The 20,876-nt window shown below is 68.6% G+C and carries 20 protein-coding genes and 1 pseudogene; 15 read left to right on the top strand and 6 right to left on the bottom strand.

All coding sequences use genetic code 11. From position 1 onward, the window contains the following. Nucleotides 1-130 precede the first annotated feature (130 nt). Entirely contained in the window at nt 131-1,645 is a 1,515-nt protein-coding gene (locus ACGFIF_RS39895) for a beta-galactosidase (RefSeq protein ID WP_393162253.1), read from the top strand. On the opposite strand, the gene ACGFIF_RS39890 is transcribed toward ACGFIF_RS39895, so the two are convergent. Then, nucleotides 1,621-2,646: a LacI family DNA-binding transcriptional regulator gene (locus ACGFIF_RS39890; RefSeq protein ID WP_393162251.1), complete on the bottom strand. Its 1,026-nt coding sequence runs from the start codon at nt 2,644-2,646 to the stop codon at nt 1,621-1,623. The genes ACGFIF_RS39895 and ACGFIF_RS39890 overlap by 25 nt on opposite strands. Before the next feature lie 446 nt (nt 2,647-3,092). On the opposite strand from ACGFIF_RS39890, the gene ACGFIF_RS39885 reads away from it, so the two are divergent. Further along, the gene (locus tag ACGFIF_RS39885; RefSeq protein ID WP_393162249.1) at nt 3,093-4,628 is read left to right on the top strand and encodes an FAD-dependent monooxygenase; all 1,536 of its coding nucleotides are present in this window, start codon (nt 3,093-3,095) and stop codon (nt 4,626-4,628) included. Nucleotides 4,629-4,715: 87 nt separating this feature from the next. Here the strand turns inward: ACGFIF_RS39885 and ACGFIF_RS39880 are convergent. After that, nucleotides 4,716-5,483, bottom strand: a pseudogene (locus ACGFIF_RS39880) (EamA family transporter); the annotation flags it as partial. Nucleotides 5,484-5,522: 39 nt separating this feature from the next. Between ACGFIF_RS39880 and ACGFIF_RS39875 the strand changes: the two are divergent. Both ACGFIF_RS39875 and ACGFIF_RS39870 read left to right on the top strand, forming a co-directional pair. Beyond that, nucleotides 5,523-6,023, top strand: a complete 501-nt coding sequence (locus ACGFIF_RS39875; protein WP_393162247.1) for a MarR family winged helix-turn-helix transcriptional regulator — start codon at nt 5,523-5,525, stop codon at nt 6,021-6,023. 92 nt (nt 6,024-6,115) lie between these two features. Beyond that, nucleotides 6,116-7,567 (top strand): glycosyltransferase family 87 protein, encoded by a 1,452-nt coding sequence (locus tag ACGFIF_RS39870; protein ID WP_393162259.1) that lies wholly within the window; start codon nt 6,116-6,118, stop codon nt 7,565-7,567. On the opposite strand, the gene ACGFIF_RS39865 is transcribed toward ACGFIF_RS39870, so the two are convergent. After that, nucleotides 7,564-8,493 carry a threonine/serine dehydratase gene (locus ACGFIF_RS39865; protein WP_393162245.1) on the bottom strand — a complete coding sequence of 310 codons (930 nt, stop codon included), beginning with the start codon at nt 8,491-8,493 and terminating at the stop codon, nt 7,564-7,566. The genes ACGFIF_RS39870 and ACGFIF_RS39865 overlap by 4 nt on opposite strands. Nucleotides 8,494-8,587: 94 nt before the next feature. Between ACGFIF_RS39865 and ACGFIF_RS39860 the strand changes: the two genes are divergently transcribed. Then, on the top strand, nt 8,588-8,848 hold the full coding sequence (locus ACGFIF_RS39860) for a WhiB family transcriptional regulator (RefSeq protein WP_393162243.1): 261 nt from the start codon (nt 8,588-8,590) through the stop codon (nt 8,846-8,848). Here ACGFIF_RS39860 and ACGFIF_RS39855 read toward each other — a convergent pair. Continuing rightward, nucleotides 8,845-9,693, bottom strand: a complete 849-nt coding sequence (locus tag ACGFIF_RS39855) for a RimK family alpha-L-glutamate ligase (protein WP_393162241.1) — start codon at nt 9,691-9,693, stop codon at nt 8,845-8,847. The genes ACGFIF_RS39860 and ACGFIF_RS39855 overlap by 4 nt on opposite strands. A gap of 102 nt (nt 9,694-9,795) precedes the next feature. Here ACGFIF_RS39855 and ACGFIF_RS39850 point away from each other — a divergent pair, with 102 nt between their 5' ends. The 4 genes from ACGFIF_RS39850 to ACGFIF_RS39835 are packed head-to-tail and all read left to right on the top strand — an operon-like array spanning nt 9,796 to nt 13,095. After that, nucleotides 9,796-10,530: a response regulator transcription factor gene (locus tag ACGFIF_RS39850; RefSeq protein WP_393162239.1), complete on the top strand. Its 735-nt coding sequence runs from the start codon at nt 9,796-9,798 to the stop codon at nt 10,528-10,530. Beyond that, nucleotides 10,527-11,663, top strand: coding sequence for a sensor histidine kinase (locus ACGFIF_RS39845; protein ID WP_393162237.1), 1,137 nt, complete (start codon nt 10,527-10,529; stop codon nt 11,661-11,663). The genes ACGFIF_RS39850 and ACGFIF_RS39845 overlap by 4 nt, the downstream gene beginning before the upstream one ends. Next, entirely contained in the window at nt 11,660-12,145 is a 486-nt protein-coding gene (locus ACGFIF_RS39840) for a hypothetical protein (protein ID WP_393162235.1), read from the top strand. Before ACGFIF_RS39845 ends, ACGFIF_RS39840 begins: the two co-directional genes overlap by 4 nt. Next, nucleotides 12,142-13,095 (top strand): RNA polymerase subunit sigma-70, encoded by a 954-nt coding sequence (locus ACGFIF_RS39835; RefSeq protein WP_393162233.1) that lies wholly within the window; start codon nt 12,142-12,144, stop codon nt 13,093-13,095. Before ACGFIF_RS39840 ends, ACGFIF_RS39835 begins: the two co-directional genes overlap by 4 nt. A gap of 11 nt (nt 13,096-13,106) precedes the next feature. Here the strand turns inward: ACGFIF_RS39835 and ACGFIF_RS39830 are convergent, their stop codons facing one another. Further along, entirely contained in the window at nt 13,107-14,765 is a 1,659-nt protein-coding gene (locus ACGFIF_RS39830; RefSeq protein WP_393162231.1) for a bifunctional 3'-5' exonuclease/DNA polymerase, read from the bottom strand. Nucleotides 14,766-14,906: 141 nt separating this feature from the next. On the opposite strand from ACGFIF_RS39830, the gene ACGFIF_RS39825 reads away from it, so the two are divergent. From ACGFIF_RS39825 to ACGFIF_RS39805, 5 genes are all read left to right on the top strand, one after another. Continuing rightward, a complete protein-coding gene (locus ACGFIF_RS39825; RefSeq protein WP_393162229.1) occupies nt 14,907-16,262 on the top strand; it encodes a PLP-dependent aminotransferase family protein in 1,356 nt (451 codons plus the stop codon). Between the two features lie 72 nt (nt 16,263-16,334). Further along, complete coding sequence (gene pdxS, locus ACGFIF_RS39820) at nt 16,335-17,243, top strand: pyridoxal 5'-phosphate synthase lyase subunit PdxS (RefSeq protein WP_393162227.1); 909 nt, start codon at nt 16,335-16,337, stop codon at nt 17,241-17,243. Next, on the top strand, nt 17,240-17,812 hold the full coding sequence (locus ACGFIF_RS39815; RefSeq protein WP_393162225.1) for a DUF6891 domain-containing protein: 573 nt from the start codon (nt 17,240-17,242) through the stop codon (nt 17,810-17,812). Before pdxS ends, ACGFIF_RS39815 begins: the two co-directional genes overlap by 4 nt. Further along, nucleotides 17,809-18,414 carry a pyridoxal 5'-phosphate synthase glutaminase subunit PdxT gene (gene pdxT, locus ACGFIF_RS39810; protein WP_393162223.1) on the top strand — a complete coding sequence of 202 codons (606 nt, stop codon included), beginning with the start codon at nt 17,809-17,811 and terminating at the stop codon, nt 18,412-18,414. Before ACGFIF_RS39815 ends, pdxT begins: the two co-directional genes overlap by 4 nt. A gap of 33 nt (nt 18,415-18,447) precedes the next feature. Continuing rightward, nucleotides 18,448-19,212: a YebC/PmpR family DNA-binding transcriptional regulator gene (locus ACGFIF_RS39805; protein WP_393162221.1), complete on the top strand. Its 765-nt coding sequence runs from the start codon at nt 18,448-18,450 to the stop codon at nt 19,210-19,212. A gap of 12 nt (nt 19,213-19,224) precedes the next feature. On the opposite strand, the gene ACGFIF_RS39800 is transcribed toward ACGFIF_RS39805, so the two are convergent. Continuing rightward, nucleotides 19,225-19,989: a hypothetical protein gene (locus tag ACGFIF_RS39800; RefSeq protein WP_393162219.1), complete on the bottom strand. Its 765-nt coding sequence runs from the start codon at nt 19,987-19,989 to the stop codon at nt 19,225-19,227. Between the two features lie 169 nt (nt 19,990-20,158). Here ACGFIF_RS39800 and ACGFIF_RS39795 point away from each other — a divergent pair, with 169 nt between their 5' ends. Continuing rightward, nucleotides 20,159-20,875, top strand: a complete 717-nt coding sequence (locus ACGFIF_RS39795) for an alpha/beta fold hydrolase (RefSeq protein ID WP_393162217.1) — start codon at nt 20,159-20,161, stop codon at nt 20,873-20,875. Nucleotide 20,876: the final 1 nt, after the last annotated feature.

Raw genomic sequence — 20,876 nt, 5'->3', positions numbered from 1 at the left:
CCTCGGAATAGTTCTTGCGGGCCATGGTCCTGATCATCTCGCTTCCCCAGCCGATGGCTGGAATCAGCGTGTCCAAGAACCAGGGTCAAGGCCCCTTGTCAATCGGTATGACAATCATCCAGCACTGGCAATGTGGCATGTACACAATGAGTACGGGACGGTCTGTTACTGCTCGCTGGCGGCTGAGCGGTTCCGGGACTGGTTGCGGGAACGATACGGGTCGCTCGACCGGTTGAACGCCGCGTGGACGACGGCGTTCTGGAGTCAGGGGTACGCCGACTGGCAGGACGTCCAGCCGCCGCGTCGTACGCAGTACCTGGTGAATCCGACGCAGTTCCTGGACTATCGGCGGTTCTGGTCGGACGAGTTGCTTGCGGCGTACCTGGAACAGAAGGCTGTCATCCGTGAGCGATCGTCGTTGCCGATCACGACGAACTTCGTGTTCGGGAACTGGGTGCCGGTGAACCATGCCCAATGGGCTTCGGCGGTTGATGTCGTTGCCATCGACCACTATCCGAGCCGGAGCGATATCGGTGCAGAGGAACAGACCGCGTTCGGTGCCGATCTCGCCCGGTCGTGGGCCGGTGGGAAGCCGTGGCTGTTGATGGAGCAGGCGGCGGGAGCGCTCAACGACGGTCAGCGGCTGCACGCAAAGGAGCCGGGACGGATGGCGCGGCAGAGTCTGTCGCACATCGCGCGCGGGTCCAACGGAGCGCTGTTCTTCCAGTGGCGGGCCTCGCGCGGTGGCTCGGAGATGTATCACTCGGCCCTGGTGCCGCACGCCGGGGCATCGTCGCGGATATTCCGGGAGGTTGCCGACCTGGGGTCGGTGCTGCCCCAGCTGGAAGAGATTGCCGACAGCAAGGTTGTCGCCGAGGTCGCGGTGCTGTGGGATGTCGAGTGCTGGTGGGCGATGCAGGGGACGCATCTGCCGTCGTCCTCACTGGATTACCTAGTGGCGGTCCAGGATGCACATCGGCATTTCTGGCGTGCCGGTGTGACCGTCGACTTCGCGGATCCTTCGGCCGACTTGTCGTCGTACAAGCTGGTCGTGGTGCCGTCGTTGTACTTGATCAGCGATGCGGCGGCCGCGTCGCTCGCGGCGTATGTCGAGGGTGGCGGGCAGTTGGTGGTCGGGTACTTCAGCGGGATCGTCGACCCCGACGTACAGGTGCGGCTCGGCGGGTATCCGGGTGCGTTCAGGTCGCTGCTCGGCGTGCGGGTGGAGGAGTTTCATCCGCTGCCTGCCGACGGCGTGGTGGAGCTGTCGTCCGGCGGCCAGGGGCGGTTGTGGAGCGAGGACGTGGAGGCGGTGTCGGCCGAGGTGATCGATCGGTACGTCGGGGGAGTGCTCGACGGGAAGCCGGCGATCACCCGTCGTCAGGTCGGCGCCGGGACAGCCTGGTACGTCTCGACCTCGGTGGACGCCGAGACCGCTGCGGGCATCTTCGGTCTGACGACGTCGGCTGTGGAGACGGTTCGTCGCCGTTCCGGCTCCGGCGACACGACGTGGACGTTCCTGTTCAACCACGGCGACGCGGAGGTCGTCGTACCCGCTGATGGGGTTGACCTGATCTCAGGCCTGACAGTCGACGGCGAGTTGTCATTGCCGGCTGGTGGCTATGCCGTGGTCAGGTCACCTTGAGGGGCCGCGCAGGTGCTGCCGCGGGCGGTGAGCTTCGGCGGCAGCAGGGTCAGCTCGGGTACGTCGCCGCCCTCGAGTTTGGTGATGAGGGACTCGACCGCCTGCTCGCCGATCCACTCGGCCGGGATGGTGACGGACGACAGTTGCGGAACCTGCCGCTCGGCGACGTCGTCCGCGCAGATCGCCATCAGGGACATGTCCTCGGGGACGCGGCGTCCGAGTCGCCGCAGTACGTCGAGCAGCGGGCCGATGATCGGCTCGTTCTGTACCACGAGCCCGGTGATGTCCGGGTGGTCGCGCAGCAGTTGCTCGACGGTGCCGAGGATCGCGTCGAAGGTGTGCTCACACGGGGTCTCGACGCCGAGAACGCCACGACGCTCGGCCGCTTCCACGAAGCCGGTCAGAGTGCGCTGGGCGAAACCTGTCTGACGTTCGTACACGGCAGACGGGGTACCAAGCAAGGCAAGCGAGCGGTGGCCGAGGTCGGCCAGGTGATCAACACAATGGGCGCCCGCGGCAACGAAGTCGAGGTCGATACAGGTCAGCCGGTCGGCGTCGGCCGGGTACCCGATGAGCACCGACGGCATCGGCAGCTCGCGCAGCACCGGCACTCGCTCGTCGTGCAGCTCGACATCCATCACGACCAGCGCGTCCACGAGCGAGCTCTGCGCGACCCGCTCCAGACCTTCCGGCCCTTCGTCGGCGGTCAGCAGCAGTACGTCGTGATCGAACCGGCGGGCCGTGGTGACGACCGCGGCGGCGAACTGCATCATCACCGGAACGTGCATGCCGGTGCGCAGCGGAATCACCAGCGCGAGCACGTTGGACCGCTGGCTGGCGAGCGCACGAGCGCTGGCGTTCGGCCGGTAGCCGAGCGCGCGGACGCTGCGCTGGACGCGCTCGCGGGTGTCGGTGGAGATCGACCGCTTCCCGCTGAGCACGTAGGAGACAGTGCTGGCCGCGACCCCGGCATGCCGGGCGACGTCCGCGATCGTGACCATCGAGGGCTCTCCTTGTCCTGGTGTGTTCCTACCCTGTCATACCCCAGTCGAAGCGCTTCGACTCGGAGGCACCAGCGTCGAGTCGAGAAATCCCCTGTGTCAAGCCCCTGCGTCATCTCAACGCCCAAAGATGGGAGGAATAGCAATGGCCAAATGGTGGAGAGCGGTCACTGCGGTAATGACAGTACTGGCGGCGGGCTTGGTGGCCGCCGTACCCGCCCGAACACCGGTGGCGTGAAGTCGAACCGGCACTCGGCGCGCACCATCGGCAAGCGGGTGAACGCAATCGGCACCGGTCATCCACGCGGTCAAGTTGTTGCCTGGCGCAACGCAGCGGGACGGGACAAACAGAAAGGCAAGGAGAGCGGATCTCCTTGCCACTCTTAACTTATAGCGCAGGTGGGGGCTTGCCGCAAGGGGCGGGTTGTGGCGGAGAATCGCCGATCGTGACTAGAAATACTGACGTTGACGTAGTTGTCGTGGGTGCCGGACCGACCGGGTTGATGCTGGCTGGTGAGTTGCGGTTGGCGGGTGTGCGGGCGGTGGTGCTGGAGCGGTCCCCGCGGCTGCGGGAGACGGCGAAGGCCAACGGGATCGCCGGGCAGATCCTGGAGTTGCTGCGCTACCGAGGTCTGCTGGACCGGGTCAAGGCGGCCAGTACCGATCCCAGCCCGCCGGCTCGATTCCCGTTCGGCGGTCTGGATCTGGACTTCACCCACCTGGCAGATCCGCCGCTGTACGCGGTCCAGATCCCGCAGGCGCGGCTCGAGGGCGTGCTCGACGAGCGTGCCCGCGAGCTCGGCGCCGACGTACGCCGCGGGCACGAGGTGCTCGGGGTGAGCCAGGACGACGACACGGTGACCGCGGACGTGCGCGGTCCGGACGGGTCGTACCAGGTGACCGCCCGCTACCTCGTGGGCTGTGACGGCCCGCGCAGCCGGGTGCGCGAGCTGGCCGGCATCCCGTTCCCCGGTACCACGTATCCGGAGGTCAACCGGCTCGGGCAGGTCACCGTGCCCGACTCGATCACCCGGCTGGACAACGGCGACCTCGAGGTCAGCGGCGTCGGCACGATCCGTGCGGGTTTCACCCGGACAGACGGCGGTGTCTTCGGGTGGGGAACGCTCACCGCCGACGTCATGATGGTCTACACCTCCGAGGACGAGACCACCGAGTACGACGATGACACGCCGATGACCCTGGCCGAGCTCGAGGGCAGCATCCGCCGCGTCCTCGGCGTGGACCTGCCGTTGGGAGAACCGCGTCGGCTGTCACGCTTCACCTTCCATGCTCGACAGGCCGAGCGGTACCGCGAGGGGCGGATCCTCGTGGCCGGTGACGCGGCCCATCTGTTCCCTGCCACCGGGGTAGCGCTCAACGCCGGCATGCTCGACACGGTCAACCTCGCCTGGAAGCTGGCAGTCGGCGTCAACGGCTTGGCGCCGGACGGTCTGCTGGACACCTATCACGCCGAACGCCACTTCGCCGGAGCCCGCACGCTCCTCCACACCCGCGCCCAGGTCGCACTGAGGCGCGGGCTTGACCCCGCGGCCGACGCGCTGCGGGAAGTCTTCCAGGAACTGCTCGTCGACGAGCAGCCGTTGCGCCGCCTCGCAGCGCGTGTCGCGGCCTCCGACATCCGTTACCCGCTCCCTGGCGCTGACCGGCACGCCTTGATCGGCACGTTCGCGCCCGACCTCACCCTGCACACCGACCAGGGCACGACCAGCGTCGCGGAGCTGATGCACGCAGGACGGCCCGTCCTCCTCGACCTCGCCGACCGTCAGGATCTTCGCGAGACCGCCCGGGACTGGCAGCAGCGCGTCCACATCGTCACCGCCAAGACCGACGACCGGCCGGCCGACGCCCTCTTGATCCGCCCGGACGCCCTCGTTGCTTGGGCCGCAACCAACGACGAACCCGCCGGAACCGCGCAGCCCGCGCTGCACGACGCCCTCACGACCTGGTTCAGCTGGGAGTGAAGGGCTGTTCTCGCGGCGCGGTCGGGCGAGTGTGATGCCGAGCAGCACCAGTGCCATCCCGAAGAGTTGTGTGACGGTGAGCAGTTCGCCGGACAGGGTGGTCCCCAGGAGTACGCCGGTGACCGGGTTCAGCAGGCCGATCAGGCCGACGGTGGCGGCGGGGAGGTGGCGGAGGCCGGTGAACCAGGCGGTGAAGGCCAGGGCGGTGGCGATCAGGCCGACGTACGCGAAGCCCGCGAGGGCCGGTAGGTCCATCGTGGGTGGCCGACCCTCGATCGCCACGGCGAACGGGATCAGGACGAGGCCGCCGGCGATGAGTTGCCAGGAGGTGGTGGCCAGCGGGCTGGCCGCTCGGCCCCACTTCTTGGTGAGGATGTAGCCGCAGGAGGACATCAGCAGGGCGGCGAGTGAGGCCGCTACGCCGCGGAGGTCCACCGCGGTTGCGCCGGCGCCGAGCATCAGACACACGCCGGTGATTCCGGCGGCTGCGCCGACGAGGACCGGCAGAGTCGGGCGCTCGGCGAGAAGGGCCCACGCGAAGAGCGCCATGGTCAGTGGGCTGGCGGACATGATCATCGAGGCGAGACTGACCGGCAGCAACTGCGAGGCGACGTAGATCAGCGCGAAGAAGGCGCCCATGTTGCAGATGCCCAGCACCAACGAGCGCCACCACCAAGACCCGCGGGGGAGGCGGCGGGCGAGACCCAGCAACAGCAGTCCGGCGGGCAGGGCGCGGAAGAGGGCGCCGTACAGGGGATAGCCGGCCGGCAGGTACTCGTGGGTGACGAAGTAGTTCGTACCCCAGGCGATCGGGGCGATCGCGGTGACGAGCACCCAGCGGAGGATATTTTCCATGGAAGCTATTATATCTTCCTGGGAAGATATACTGGACTGGTGACCGAAGACCACGTGGCGCGGATCCAGGCGGAGTGGCGAGTCGAGCGGCCGGACGTCGACACGAGTCCACAAGGAGTGATCGGCCGGCTGCACCGGATCGCGAACCACCTGACCGGTGAGCTGACGCTGCTCTACGCGAAGTACGGGCTGACCGAGGGGGAGTTCGACGTACTCGCGGCGTTGCGCCGGGCCGGTACGCCGTACGAGCGGGCGCCCGGGGAGATCGCGCTGCACACGATGGTGACGACCGGTGCGGTCACCAAGCGGGTGGATCGGCTCGAGGAGGCCGGCCTGGTGGAGCGACGGCGCAGTGACGCCGACGGTCGCGGTCGCGTCGTTCGCCTGACGCCGGCCGGGCGCCGCCTGTTCGACAAGGCGTTCACTGCGCATATGGCCAACGAGCGCCGGCTACTCGAAGCGTTGAGTCCGGATGAGGCCGCGCAGCTGGAGAAGTTGCTCACCAGCTGGCTCGGCGCACTGGAGCCGACGACCGGCTGAGCTGTTTCGCCGGAGCGCGCCGCCGCGTTGGTGGCGGCGTTGGGGAGGGGTGGGTAACCTGCCCTGGTCGTCGGTCGAGCGGATAGGAGATGATGCCCCCCGTGACCGGACCACGTAGCCAGGACGCGCAGGACCGGCTGACCCCGTCGGAGGCCGACCCGTCCGTTGCCAGCCTGACTGTGGGGCTCGGAGGGCCGTCCGGCCGGTTCGCCCGGCTGAGCTCGTCCTGGTGGACACCGCTGCGGATCGCGCTGGCGGTCTGCACGCTCACCTTCGGGCTCGGCGTACTGCAGAAGGCGCCGTGTATGGAGGCCGGCTGGGACCGGCAGAGCTGGCGGCCGTTCAAGGCGCTGTGCTACTCCGATATCGGGTTCCTGTACCAGGAGCGCGGCTTCGCGGAGGGCAACCGGCCGTTCCTCGACACCGGCAACTACCCGGTGCTGGAGTACCCGGTGCTGACCGGTGGGTTCATGGAGGTCGCGGCCCGGATCACCTGGGTGATCACCGGCGACCCGAAGACGGACCTGACCGTCGAGCAGAAGCGCGACACCGCGGGTGTGTTCTTCGTCGTCAACCTGGTGTTGCTGTTCCTGTGCGCGCTGCTCATCGTCGGTCTGACCGTCGCCACCGCGCGCGGGGTCGAGACACGCCCGGGCGCGGCCCGTGGGCAGCCGCTGGACGCGCTGTACGTCGCCGCCGCGCCGGTGCTGGCGTTGACAGCGACGATCAACTGGGATCTGTTCGCGGTGGCGCTGACGGCCGGGGCGATGTTCGCCTGGTCGCGGGGAAGACCGATCTGGTTCGGCATCCTGCTCGGGCTGGGCACGGCGGCGAAGTTCTACCCGTTCCTGCTGCTCGGTCCGCTGCTGATCGTGTGCATCCGCGGCCGGAAGCTGTGGCCGTGGTTCCAGGCGACGGTGGCCGCGATCTTCGCCTGGGGTCTGGTCAACGCGCCGATCTACCTGCTGGCGAAGAACGAGTGGATGTCGTTCTGGACCTTCAACGACGAGCGGGAGAGCGACTACGGCTCGATCTGGTACGTGCTGAAACTGGCCAAACACGAGGTCGCGGACGTCAACCAGCTGAACATCGTGATCTTCGCCGGGCTGTGCCTGTCGATCGCGATCCTCGGCCTGATGGCGCCCCGGCCGCCACGCTTCGCCCAGCTCGCGTTCCTGGTGGTGGCGGCGTTCCTGCTGGTCAGCAAGGTCTACTCACCGCAGTACGTGCTGTGGCTGCTGCCGCTGGTGGCGCTGGCCCGGCCGCGGTTGCGGGACTGGCTGATCTGGCAGGCCTGCGAATGCTTCTACTGGATGCTGGTGTGGATGCATCTGGCCCAGTTCCTGGCGCCCGGGAATCCGGACCAGCCGGATCGGATCTACTGGCTGTCGGTGATCGTGCGGATGGCCGGGACGCTCTGGCTGATGCTGGTGGTGGCGCGCGACATCCTGCTGCCGGAGAACGACCCGGTCCGTCAAGGTGACGTGGTCGACGACCCGAGTGACGGGGTCAAGTCCGACTCTCGTGCGCTGGCTCCTGCCTAGAGGACCAGCTTCGACACGTCGAGGTTGCCGCCGCTGACGACGGAGGCGGTCGTGCCCTGCAATTGGATGCTGCCTTCGAGCAGCGCCGCGAAGGGTGCGGCCGCGGCCGGCTCGAGGGCCAGCTTGGTGCGGGACATGACCAGGCGGGTCGCTTCCAGGAGCGCCTCTTCACTCACGCGGACGACGTCGTCGACGTACTGCTGGATGAGCGGGAAGTTGCGCGTACCGCAGACCGGTGCGGCCAGCCCGTCGGCGATGGACCGGGCGGTCGGCAGCTTCTGCGGTTCGCCGGCCGCGAGGCTGCGGCTGACGACGTCGGCCTGCTCGGGCTCGATGCCGATCACCCGGATCTCCGGCTTCACGAGCTTCACCGCCAGCGCGACGCCGGAGATGAGTCCGCCGCCGCCGATCGGGACCAGGACGGTGTCGATGTCCGGGCGCTCCTCGAGCAGCTCCAGGCCGAGGCTGCCGTGACCGGTGATCACGTCCTCGTCGTCGAACGGGTGGACGCCGGTCAGCTTCCGCTCGTCCCGGATCCGCTCGTACTGGGCCATCAGGTCGCCTTCGACGAGTTCGACCGTGGCGCCGTACCCGCGGGCCGCGTCGATCTTCGCCGGTACGGCGGTTTTCGCCATCACCACCGTGGCCGGGACGCCGGCGTTCCGGGCGGCCCAGGCGAGGGCTCCGGCCGCGTTCCCGGCGGAGACGGTGATGACACCGCGCTCGCGCTCCTCCGGACTGAGCCGGAGCAGCTTGGTGAGCAGGCCGCGGACCTTGAAACTGCCGGTCTTCTGGAACAGCTCGGCCTTGAGCAGCAGCGTGCCCTGGAAACGCTCGTCCAGCGCGGTCGAGGTCAGGATCGGAGTGCGGTGGATGCGGCCCCGGAGCTGGGCGGCGGCCTGCTGGATGTCCTCGAGCGTCGGCATGACTCCGACTCTATTTGTCTACTAAATCAGTCGACAAACTCTCATATGCCGAGACGCGGTCCAGACCGGTCGCGGCGGCGCCTACCGTTTTGTCATGAGGCCGACCCTGACAGTGATCGTTGATCCCGCCGACCGCTGGATGACCCGGGCCGCCTGTATCGGTCAGGCACCTGCCTACGACGAGACGGCGACGCCCTGGGAGCAGCGCAAGGCCCGCCAGCTCTGCCTGACCTCGTGCCCGGTGCTGGCCGAGTGCCGCGAGTGGGCCCGCCGGACGAAGTTCACCGGCACCGCGGCCGGCGAGACCCTGCTGTACGGCCGCCGCCGGGGTCACCCGGAGTCGGCCGCCAGCTAGACGCGGTCGGCGACCGCGGCCGCGAGCTTCTCGGTCGCTTCCGGGGACTGGGGGAGGAACAGGTAGGGCTCGATCAGCTCGAGCTCCATCAGCAGGAAGCGGCCGTTGACGACCACGCCGTCGACGCGGGCGTACAGCGGGTCGGAGCCGGCCGCCACCAGAGCTGCCCGGGCGCCGTCCAGCACCGCGGGCGACGGCTCGGTCAGGGTCGCGTAGCCGCCGAACTCCTCCTGGACCCGGTAGTCACCAGCTGCCGGACGCTTGACGACGGCGTGGGTGAACTCACCGTCGACGAACATCAGCGACCACTCGCCGTCGGTCTGGATCTCGGTCTGGAACGGCTGCACGAGGTAGACGGTGTCCGGGAGGTCGTCCATCGCCTGGTTGAGCTCCGGCGAGCCGGCGAGACCGCGGATGGTGTGCCGGGCGGTGGCGCTGACCGTCGGCTTGATGACGATCTCCTGGCCGTCGAGCCCGGCGACCACCTCGCGCAGGCAGTCGCCCGCAGCCACCTGCGACGGCACGATCGCGACCCCGCGCTCCCGCAGTTCGAGCAGGTAGCGCTTGTCGCTGTTCCACCGGACCAGACCGCTGTCGTTGAGCACCGGTACCTCGGCCTTGTCGACCAGGCCGAGCCATTCGGTGAACTCGTCGTACCTGATGTGGTAGTCCCACACCGAGCGCAGCAGTACTGCGTCGTACGCCGACCAGTCGACGGACGGGTCGGTCCACACCTCGGTGACCGGGGTCAGACCGGTGGCGCGGAGCGCGTCGACGAGGGGGAGGTCGTGCTCGTGCAACTCAGGGTGGGCGGCCGAGGTCGCCAGGGCGATGCGTTTCGTCACGCCGCTCAGTGTTGGTGCGCGTCCACCGGCTCGTCAAACTGGTTGTCCACAACCGGGTCGTGACGCACTGTGATGTCGGGCCGAACGATCTACGCTCTAGCCGTGGCTACTCGTGTGCTCGTGGTGGACGACGACCCGACCGTTTCGAACGTCGTCTCGGCGTACCTGACCAAGGCCGGGTACGACGCCCGCGTGGTCGCGGACGGGGTCGCGGCGGTCGAGGTGTGGCAGCAGTGGAGGCCGTCGGTCGTCGTCCTGGACGTGATGCTGCCCGGCTTGTCCGGGCTGGAGGTGCTGCGCCGGATGCGCGCGGCCGATGACGGTGCCGCGGTGATCATGCTGTCCGCGCGCGGCGAGGAGGAGGACCGGGTGGTCGGGCTGGAGGTCGGCGCCGACGACTATGTGGTCAAGCCGTTCAGCCCGCGCGAGCTGACGCTGCGGGTGCAGGCGATGTTGCGGCGCGAGGAGCGGCTGGCCGGGCTGGATCTGACGCCGACCAAGATCAGCGCCGGGCCGGTCACGATCGACACGGGTGCTCGGCTGGCGTTCCTGGACGGGGTCGAGTTGTCGTTGACGCATCGCGAGTTCGACCTGCTGACGTATCTGGTGTCGCATCCGGGCAAGGCGTACACGAAGGCCGAGCTGCTTCGCCGGGTGTGGGGTTGGGACTTCGGTGACTCCTCGACGGTGACGGTTCACGTCCGGCGGCTGCGGGAGAAGCTGGAGGCCGATCCGTCGGACCCGAAGCTGGTGCTGACCGTGCCGCGGACGGGGTATCGCTTCGTGGGTGAATCGGGTCTCGCGGGCGAATCAGGCCTCGCGGGTGAATCAGGATGAACCGCGACACCGTCACGATCCTCGCGCTGACCACCGTGTGGACGCTGGTGGTGGCGGCGATCGGGGCCGCGATCCTGTGGCAGTTCCGGCGGCGGTCGTTGCGGACGGCGATGATCGTGGCGGCGCTGGTGCCGATGGCTGCCGCGCTGGCCGCCGTACTGCAGAGTGTGCGGGCGATGTTCATCTCGGCGCACGACTCGCTCGTGGTGCTGTGGACACTGGCGTTCTCGGCCCTGCTCGGAGTCGCGTTGTCGGTGCTGATCGGGCACTGGATCACCACCGGTTCGCGTGATGTGGGGCGACGGTTGCGCGAGCTCGGTACGTCGTACGACGCTCCGGCCGCCGCGTCGACGGGGACTGTGCCGGCCGAGTTGGCGGCGTTGACGGACGAGCTGGAGGTGACGCGGATGAAGCTGGCCGCGTCACATGAACGTGAGCGTGCGTTGGAGGACAGCCGGCGGGAGTTGGTCGCGTTCATGTCCCACGACCTTCGTACGCCGCTCGCCGGGTTGCGAGCCGTGTCCGAGGGACTCGAGGACGGCGTGATCGACGACGTACCGGCGGCGTTGCGGCAGATGCGGGCGACGGTCGATCGGATGACCGGGCTGGTGGACGATCTGTTCGAGCTGTCGCGGTTGTCGTCGGCGCCGGCGCCCCGTCGGCGGACGGCTGTGTCGTTGCGAGAGCTGGCGGAGGACGTCGCGGGGGAGAGCGGTGAGCATGCGCGGGTCTCGGGTGTGCGGCTCGTGGTGTCCACGCCGGCGGATGACGATCGGCTCGCCGTACAAGGGGATCCGGACGAGCTGACCCGCGCGGTGACGAACCTGGTCGACAACGCGATCCGCCATACCAAACCGGAGGAAGCGGTCACCGTGTCCGTTGACCGCTCGTCCGACGGTGAAGTCAGTCTCGCGGTCAGCGACGCCTGCGGGGGCATACCCGCCGACGACCTGCCCCGGGTTTTCGACGTCGGCTGGCGCGGTGACGCGGGGCGGACCCCGACCGACGGCGGCGCCGGCCTGGGTCTGGCCATCGCCCGCGGCATCGTCGAGTCCCACGACGGGACCATTGCCGTCAGCAACGTCCCCGGCGGCTGCAGTTTCCGGATCGATCTGCCTGCTGCGCGGCCGTGAGTCTTTCCTGGGTGCTGCTCGCGGTCGCTGTCGGGCTGCTGTTGCTCGGGGCGTATGCGAGCTGGACGGCTGGGCGGTTGGATCGGCTGCACCATCGGGTCGAGAGCTCGCGGGCGTCGTTGGAGACGGAGCTGGCCAAGCGGGCGGCGCTGGTTGCGGAGTTGGCGGGGGCCGGGATTCTCGATCCGGCGTCGTCGCTGTTGCTGCTGGATGCGGCCCATCGGGCCCGGACCGCGCCGGCAGAGGAGCGCGAGCAGTGTGAGTCCGCGCTGACCCGGGCGATCAATGCCACCGGCACCGATGCGGAACCGTGGTCCGGGGAGCTGAGCATGGCGATGCGCCGGGTCCAGTTGGCGCGCCGGTTCCACAACGACATCGTGGTGTCGACACGCGATCTGCGCCGGCGGCGGCTGGTCAGCTGGCTGCGGTTGGCGGGTCACGCGCCGATGCCGGCCACGATCGAGTTGGAGGACGGGAGTTGAACTTCGAGGACCTGGCTGAGCGGCATCGGCAGGAGTTGCTGGTGCACTGCTACCGGATGCTCGGCTCGTACGACGACGCCGAGGAGATGGTCCAGGAGACGTTCCTGCGTGCCTGGAAGTCTCAGGATCGGTTCGAGGGCCGTTCGTCGGTGCGCGCCTGGCTCTACCGGATCGCCACCAACGCTTGTATCGACGACGTACGACGACCGCAGCGTGTCCTCCCGTATCAACTCGAGCCCGCGTCGTTCCCGGCCTCGGCCTTGCCTGCGCGCGAGGACGTGCCGTGGTTGCAGCCGTTCCCGGACGTGATGTTGAACCGCATCGAGGAGCCCGACGCTGTCGCCGTACGCCGGGAAACCATCGAACTCGCCTTCCTGGTAGCGATCCAGCACCTCCCGCCGCGCCAACGGGCCGTACTCATCTTCCGCGACGTCCTCGGTTGGTCGGCCCGCGAAACCGCCGACGCCGTCGCGCTGAGCGTCGCCGCGGTCAACTCCGCCCTCCAACGAGCCCGGCCGGTCCTCCGCTCACATCTCCCACCACACCGCTCGGAGTGGTCCGCTTCATCGTCGTCCGCCGTCGAGCAAGACCTTTTGCGCAAGTACATGGCCGCCTGGGATGCCGCCGACCCCGACGCCCTGGCCGCCCTCATGCACAAAGACATCCGCATCACGATGCCGCCGTACCCGTTCTGGTTCCAGGGCCGCCGCGACGCCATCCGCTCCCTGACCCCCAACCTCGACCCCACTTACCGAGGCCACTGGCGCTTCCTCCCCACCACCCTCAACCTCCAACCCACCCTCGCCGCCTACCTCCGCACCCCCACCGACATGGCCTACCACCCCTTCGCCTTCGACGTCTTCCGCATAGAACAAGGCCGCATCGCCGAAATGACCGCCTTCCACCTCACCGGCTTCGCCCGCTTCAACCTCCCGACCCACCTGACCTGAGCCGTCGGGGCCTACTTCGCGTCGGCGTACGTCTTCACGGTGGCGGTGGTGAAGGCGAAGTGGGTGGGGGTGGGGCCGAAGGTCAGGGTGCCGGCGAGGTTGCTGGCGGATTGGATGGCGGTGGCTACCTGGTCTGCTTCTTGGGCGGGGCAGTGGACGATGACTTCGTCGTGCTGGAAGAACACGAGCTCGGCTTTCAGGTCGGCGATCGACTGGCGGAGGGCGGCGAGCATCAGCAGGGCCCAGTCCGCGGCCGAGCCTTGGACGACGAAGTTGCGGGTGAAGCGGCCGCGGGCTCGGGCGTGGCGGGCGTCGGTCTGGGGTTCGTCGGCTGGTGGGCCTTCGAGCATGGCGGCGTCCAGAGGTGTGCCGGCGGGTGGGCAGGTGCGACCCAACCAGGTGCGGACGAGGCGGCCTTCCTCGCCGGCCCGGGCGGCGTCGTCGACGTACGCGACTGCTTGCGGGAATCGCTTCCGGAGCATGGCGAGGTTCTTCAACCCGTCGCCGGAGGTCTGGCCGTAGATCGCACCGAGTACGGCGAGCTTCGCCATCGCGCGGTCACCCGCGAACGCCTGGTCCGAGACCGATTTGTAGAGATCGCCCGCCGAGCTCGCGACCTCCATCAAGGCCGGGTCGCGAGAGATCGCGGCCAGGATGCGCGGCTCGAGCTGGGAAGCGTCCGCGACCACGAGCCGCCACCCCGGGTCGGCGACGACCGCTCGGCGGATGACCTTCGGGATCTGGAGACCGCCACCGCCGTTCGTGACCCAGCGGCCGGAGACTGTCCCGCCCGGAAGGAAGCCAGGCCGGAACCGGCCGTCATGCACCCAGTCGTGCAGCCAGGACCAGCCGTTCGCGGTGTAGATGCGGTAGAGCTTCTTGTACTCGATCAGTGGCGCGACCGCCGGATGGTCGATCGTCTCCAGCTCCCAGCGCCGGGTCGACTTCAGCTGATACCCGGCCGACTTGAACGCCTTCAGTACGTCGGCCGGCAGATCAGGACGCACCCGCCGATCAAAGGCCGCAGACACCTCGTCGGCCAACTCGGTCAACCGCCGAGGCTCCCCGGACCCTCCGAATCGATCGCCGAGCAGCTCGGTCAGCAGCTCACGATGCGCCGAGGCACTCCACGGCAACCCGGCCCGATCCATCTCCGCCGCGACCAGCATCCCTGACGATTCCGATGCCGTGAGCAACCGCATCCGCTCCGGATACTCCGCCAGCTGATGCCGCTTGAGTTGGTCGGCGTACACCTGCAACAAGCCCTCGAAGGAGACCGGCTCCTCCTGGATCTCGAAGAGCGACGACTGTTCCCCCGGTACGACGGCGCGCAACGGTGGATCCGGCGGCACCGGCCGGCCGGTCAACCGAGCCCACGCGGCGGCCGCCGAGCGCGGCTCACCCAGCCGGCCCTCGTGGCCGAGCAGCAGGCCCTCACTGTTCTCGATGTCGTAGCAGCGCTCCACCCGGACGCCACTTTCCAGCAACCGCGGGTAGATCTCCGCCGACGACCGCCACACCCACCGAGTCACCTGCGGACGCGAACCCACGGCTGCCGCCAGATCCGGCTCATGCAACACAGGGCCGGCAGGCAGCCCGGAGGACGGATGCAGGGCGACGAGCACCGCCCCGCCACCCTCCTCCGGCGCAATCGCCCACCGCTCGTCCATGCGTAGATCTTCACACCCCGCACCGACAGTCCCACCACGCGCGGCAGGTCAGAGCCGACGGCACTGATCCTGCTTGTTGCCACCGGGCGGCGGGTAGGCCGAGCACGCCCGCTGTCAGGCCAGTCGTGTCAGACTGGACTTATGTGGCGGGATGCTGATCTGGATCCGGTGGACGGGACCAAGACCGAGCAGGTCGAGGCGCTCGTGCTGCGGCGGATCGAGCGGGGCGACCTGTCGATCGGCTCGCGGTTGCCGTCGGAGCGGGTGCTGGCGGAGCGGCTCGGGCTCAGTCGAGTGACCGTCGTACGGGCGTTGGATCACTTGCGGGCGGACGGCGTACTGGAGACCAGGCGCGGTTCCGGGACGGTCGTGCGACCGCTCGACCGGCTGCTGGACCCGATCGCGCCGGCGTCGACCGTGACAGCGGGGGACCAGCCGCTGCTGGACCTGCGGTTCGCGACGACCGCCGCACCGCACGACGTGGCCGAGGTGGCCGCGCAGATCGTCGAGGACGGTCTCCCGCAGGCCATGGGCGGCGACGGACCACCGCCAGGCGGCTCGTTGGAGCTCCGTACGGCGCTAGCCGAGCGACTCACCACAGAGGGCGTACCGACCGAGCCGGACCAGCTCACCCTGACCGTGGGAGCCGCAGCCGGACTCAACGCAGCACTCGCCGGACTGGACCTAGGACCGGGAGTAGCGATCACCGAGACCCCGACGTACCCGGCTGCCTTCGACCTGCTCCGAAAACACCGCCTGGACGTGGCCGGCTGGCCTGCTGGGGTGTGGGACACGGACCAGCTCACACACCTGTGTAGACGGCACCGCCCCAAGGTCATCTACCTCCAGGCGGACAACCACAACCCAACCGGCCTGAGCCTCCCGGCTGACCGCCGTACGGCGGTGGTCGAGATCGCCCGGCGCTATGGCGCCGCCCTGATCAGTGACGAGACCATGAGGCCACTGTGGTTGGCCAGTGGAGAGCAGGCCGAGCCACTGAGTCGCTACCCGCGGACTGTGAGTGTGGGGTCGCTCTCGAAGACTGTGTGGGGTGGACTGCGCGTCGGCTGGGTCCGCACCGGCAAACAGCTCAGGAGACGCATCAACACCGCGGCTCAGCTCAGTGTGGCGTCGCCCAGCGCGCTGGACGACCTCCTCGCCCAGGCGATCATCGGCCGGCTCGATCGGGTGATCAGTCGGCGCCGGACCCGGCTTCGGGCCAACCTGGCCGCACTGGAGACTGGACTCAAGACACTCGACGGTGTGGCGTGGCCCACGCCGACTGGTGGCATGACGTTGTGGCTGGAGCTGACGGAGACCAGGGCGCGGCGGGTACTGGAGAAGGCCCGCGAACAGGGGCTGCTGCTGGGTGCTGGGGACCTGTTCACACCGGACGGGACGGACCGTCGGCACATCCGCATCCCGTTCACCGCACCGCCCGCGACCCTCCGGTTGGTCGTCTCCCGACTGTCGGATGCCATCGCTCAGTCCACTTGATCCGAGGTGGACTGAAGATAGGTGCCCCGAGCGCCCTAATCTGGAGACGTGCCCCACGACCAGGAGGATGCAGTGACGGAGAACCAGACCCCCCAGACCCCGCAGACCGGAACCGCGAAGGTCAAGCGCGGCATGGCCGAGATGCTCAAGGGCGGCGTGATCATGGACGTGGTCACCCCGGAGCAGGCCAAGATCGCCGAGGACGCCGGTGCCGTCGCGGTGATGGCGCTGGAGCGGGTCCCGGCCGACATCCGCGCGCAGGGCGGCGTCTCCCGGATGAGCGACCCGGACATGATCGACGGCATCATCAGCACCGTCTCGATCCCGGTGATGGCCAAGGCCCGGATCGGTCACTTCGTAGAGGCGCAGGTGCTGCAGAGCCTCGGCGTCGACTACATCGACGAGTCCGAGGTGCTCACCCCGGCCGACTACGCCAACCACATCGACAAGTGGCAGTTCACGGTGCCGTTCGTCTGCGGAGCAACCAATCTGGGCGAGGCGCTGCGCCGGATCACCGAGGGTGCGGCGATGATCCGCTCCAAGGGCGAGGCCGGCACCGGTGACGTCTCCAACGCGACCACCCACATGCGCCAGATCCGGCAGGAGATCCGCAAGCTGCAGAGCCTCCCCGAGGACGAGCTGTTCGTCGCGGCCAAGGAGCTGCAGGCGCCGTACGAGCTGGTCAAGGAGGTCGCGCAGCTGGGCAAGCTCCCGGTCGTGCTGTTCACCGCCGGCGGGATCGCCACCCCGGCCGACGCCGCGATGATGATGCAGCTCGGCGCCGAGGGCGTGTTCGTCGGCTCCGGCATCTTCAAGTCCGGCAACCCGGCCCAGCGCGCCGAGGCGATCGTCAAGGCGACCACCTTCTACGACGACCCGGACGTGCTCGCCAAGGTGTCCCGCGGTCTGGGTGAGGCGATGGTCGGCATCAACGTCGACGAGATCCCGCAGCCGCACCGTCTCGCCGAGCGCGGCTGGTGACAACTCCGGAAGGCCTGCTGGCAGTGGACGAGCGGACCGCGCGGGAGCTGCGCGGTCTGGCTCGCGTCCTGGTGCGGTCCGGGTACGCCGACCACGCCGCCATCACGGCCGCGTTGACCGAGGCCGTCCAGGAGGACGCGCCGTCGATCGACGCGTCCGCGCTGGTGCCGCTGCTGATCGGCGAGGCGGTGATCGACCTCGACGCGGACGCCAACGACTGGCCCGCGACCACGGATCCCGACCGGTTGGACGCCGTACTGGACGAGCTCGAGATGCGCGGAGTGGTGGTGGTCCGCTACACGTCGGACCACCACGCCGCCAGGCAGGCCCTCGAGGCTGCCGCGGATCCGAAGGGCCTGGTGTTCTTCACCGACACCGACGTGTGGCACGCGGTCGACTTCGGGATGCTCGAGCTGAAGGTCTGGCATCCCGACACTGCCAACGTCGCGCCCGGTGAACCGCTCCTGGAGGACGTGCTCGCGCTGTTGCACCAGCACAACCTGCCCGCCGTTTTCGACGAAGGCCGGATCGAGGTCACGCTCGACTGGCAGCGAAGGGTGACTTTATGACCGTGATCGGCGTGTTCGCTCTGCAGGGCAATGTGCGTGAGCACGTGGCCATGCTGAACCAGGTCGGCGTCGAGGCGCGGCCGGTACGGCGGCCGGCCGAGCTCGAGCAGGTGGACGCGCTGGTGCTGCCGGGTGGCGAGTCGACCACGATGGACAAGCTGGCCCGCGCGTTCGAGCTGTTCGAGCCGCTGCAGAAGCGGATCGCGGACGGGATGCCGGTGTTCGGCACCTGCGCCGGGATGATCATGCTGGCGAACGAGATCACCGGCGGGATCGACGGCCAGGAGACGCTCGGCGGACTGGATGTGACGGTGCGGCGGAACGCGTTCGGGCGGCAGGTGGACTCGTTCGAGGCGGACCTGGATTTCACCGGTCTGGGAGCCGCGTTCGACACGCCGTACCACGCCGTGTTCATCCGGGCACCGTGGGTGGAGCGGGTCGGCCGGGACGTCGAGGTACTCTCGACGGTGAGCTCGGGCCCGGCCGCGGGTAGGATCGTCGCGGTTCGCCATGATCGGCTGCTGGCCACGTCGTTCCATCCGGAGATGACCGGGGACGCCAGGCTGCACGGCTACTTCGCCGAGCTGGTGCGCGGACTCTGAGACGCTGGAAGCGGTAGAAGGGTTGGTTTCGCCATGTCAGGCCACTCCAAGTGGGCCACCACGAAGCACAAGAAAGCCGTCATCGACGCGAAGCGCGGCAAGCTCTTCGCGAAGCTGATCAAGAACATCGAGGTGGCCGCCCGGATGGGCGGTGGCGACCCTGGCGGGAACCCGACCCTGTACGACGCCATCCAGAAGGCGAAGAAGTCGTCGGTCCCGAACGACAACATCGACCGCGCGGTCAAGCGTGGCTCCGGCGCCGAGGCCGGTGGCGCCGAGTACCAGACGATCATGTACGAGGGCTACGGCCCGAACGGTGTCGCAATGCTGGTCGAGTGCCTGACCGACAACCGCAACCGCGCGGCCGCGGACGTCCGGACCGCGATGTCGCGGAACGGCGGCTCCCTGGCCGACCCGAACTCGGTCGCCTACCTGTTCAACCGCAAGGGCGTCATCGTGCTGGCCAAGGACCAGGACGGGAAGTCGCTGTCCGAGGACGACGTGATGGAGGCCGTGCTCGAGGCCGGTGCCGAGGAGGTGAACGACCTCGGCGAGTCCTGGGAGGTCATCACCGAGGCCACCGACGTGGTCGAGGCGCGGACCGCGCTGCAGGACGCCGGGATCGACTACGAGTCGGCCGAGGTGCAGTTCGTCCCGTCGATGACGGTCGAGCTGGACGCCGACGGCGCCGGCAAGATCTTCCGGCTGATCGACGCGCTCGAGGACAGCGACGACGTCCAGAACGTCTACGCCAACTTCGACGTCAGCGACGAGATCATGGAAGCCGCCAACGCCTGAGCCGCCCGGGCCTCACAGGCCGAGCGTCTTGCCGTCGATCACCTGAGCTTTCGGCGGCGCCTTGGGCGCCTTCACCTGGTCGTACTCGGTGAAGGTGATGCTTGCGGTCGGGGCGGGCTGATCCAGCTGGATCAGCCGCGCCGTGCCGGCGTCGAGCCACGCGATGCCCTCGCCGTCCTTCCCGAGGCCGACGCACAGGATGCCTCCGATGGTCCGTGGTCCGACCTTCCGGACCGCATGGTCCCCGTCGAACGTGGAGTCGAAGAAGGTGGCCTTGCTGGCGAACGAGGCCGTCTGACCGAAGCCCTCGTCGGTCAGCTTGGCCTTGATCCACCGTCCGCGGGTCTGCTTGATGAGCTTGTCGGCCGCCGACTTCGGCTTGACGGTCTGCCGCCAGTAGGCGTCGCTGGGCTGTACGTACGCCGTCTGGCCGATCACCAGCACCTCGAGTGCGGCGCCGTCCATGGTGATGGTGCCGGAGCTGCCGGCATTGGTCATGCCGACATCGATGGCCATCGGCGGGCCGTCCTCCACGGCGAGTGGGCCGCGGACACGCACGCTGACGGCGGCTCTGACTGCGGCGCCGGCCTTCTTCAGAATCTGCTGCGCTGTCAGATCGGCGATACTTGCGGCCGGCGTCGACGGTGGCGCGGCAGACTGCCGGGTTGTGCTGGGCGCTGCGCCGGCCGAGCCGTCAGGCTCAGAGCTGCCGCAGCCCGTGATGAGTACGGTCCCCAGTGCCGCCATCGTGATCAAACGCGTACGAATCGGTGACATGGCAAATCCCCCCTGGTGAGACACCGAAAGGCGTCTCACCAAGCACGATGGGCCACGGCGTCGAGATGTTGCGATCGTCCGGTCTTCGATAAAGCGTGTCAAAATATTGACGAGCGTCAGGGCGAGTGGCACGATTCGTGGCATCTCGAGCCCTGCGAAGGAGTGCGCCATGGCTGGAACGTTCGTCCTCATCACCGGTGCCTGGCATGGCGGGTGGGCCTGGCGACCCGTCGCCGAGCAGCTTCGAGCCGCGGGCCATCGGGTGCTGACCCCGACCCTGCCCGGACTACGGGACGGCGCGGACCCCACGCCGTACACGCTGACCGATGTCGTCGACTCGGTTGTCGAACTCGTCGAGGGCGAAGATCTGCACGACGTCACGCTGGTCGGGCACAGCTGGGGCGGTTACGTGATCGCCGGCGCGGCGCCACGGCTCGCGGCGCGGTTGCGGAAACTGGTGTTCTGGAGCGCGTTCGTGCCGGCCGAGGGCAGGAGCCTGTACGACGAGGTACCGCCGAACTATCAGGCGTTGTTCGACGGACAGGCGCAGGCGTCGGGGAACAACTCGGTCGCGATGCCGTTCGAGGTGTGGCAGGCCGTGTTCATGCCGGACGCGCCGGAGGACCTGCAGCGGATGGTGCACGGCCTCCTCGTGCCGCAGCCGATGCAGTACTTCACCGGGACCGTCGTACCGCTGGACCTCGAGACCCTCGGCGTACCGGTCGCCTTCCTGCTCGGTGAGGACGACGTCGCCCTGCCGCCCGGCGAATTCGGTTGGACCCGATTCGCCGAGCGGCTCGGCGTTGCTCCCATCCCGGTCCCCGGCAGTCACGAGGCCTGTTTCACCCGCCCGACCGAACTCGCGGAAGCCTTCCTGAAGGCCTGAT

It is taken from the genome of Kribbella sp. NPDC049174 (assembly GCF_043197365.1).
Lineage (GTDB): Bacteria > Actinomycetota > Actinomycetes > Propionibacteriales > Kribbellaceae > Kribbella.
The sequence above is the reverse complement of the archived record's forward strand: the minus strand, read 5'-3'. Positions and strand labels throughout refer to the sequence as shown.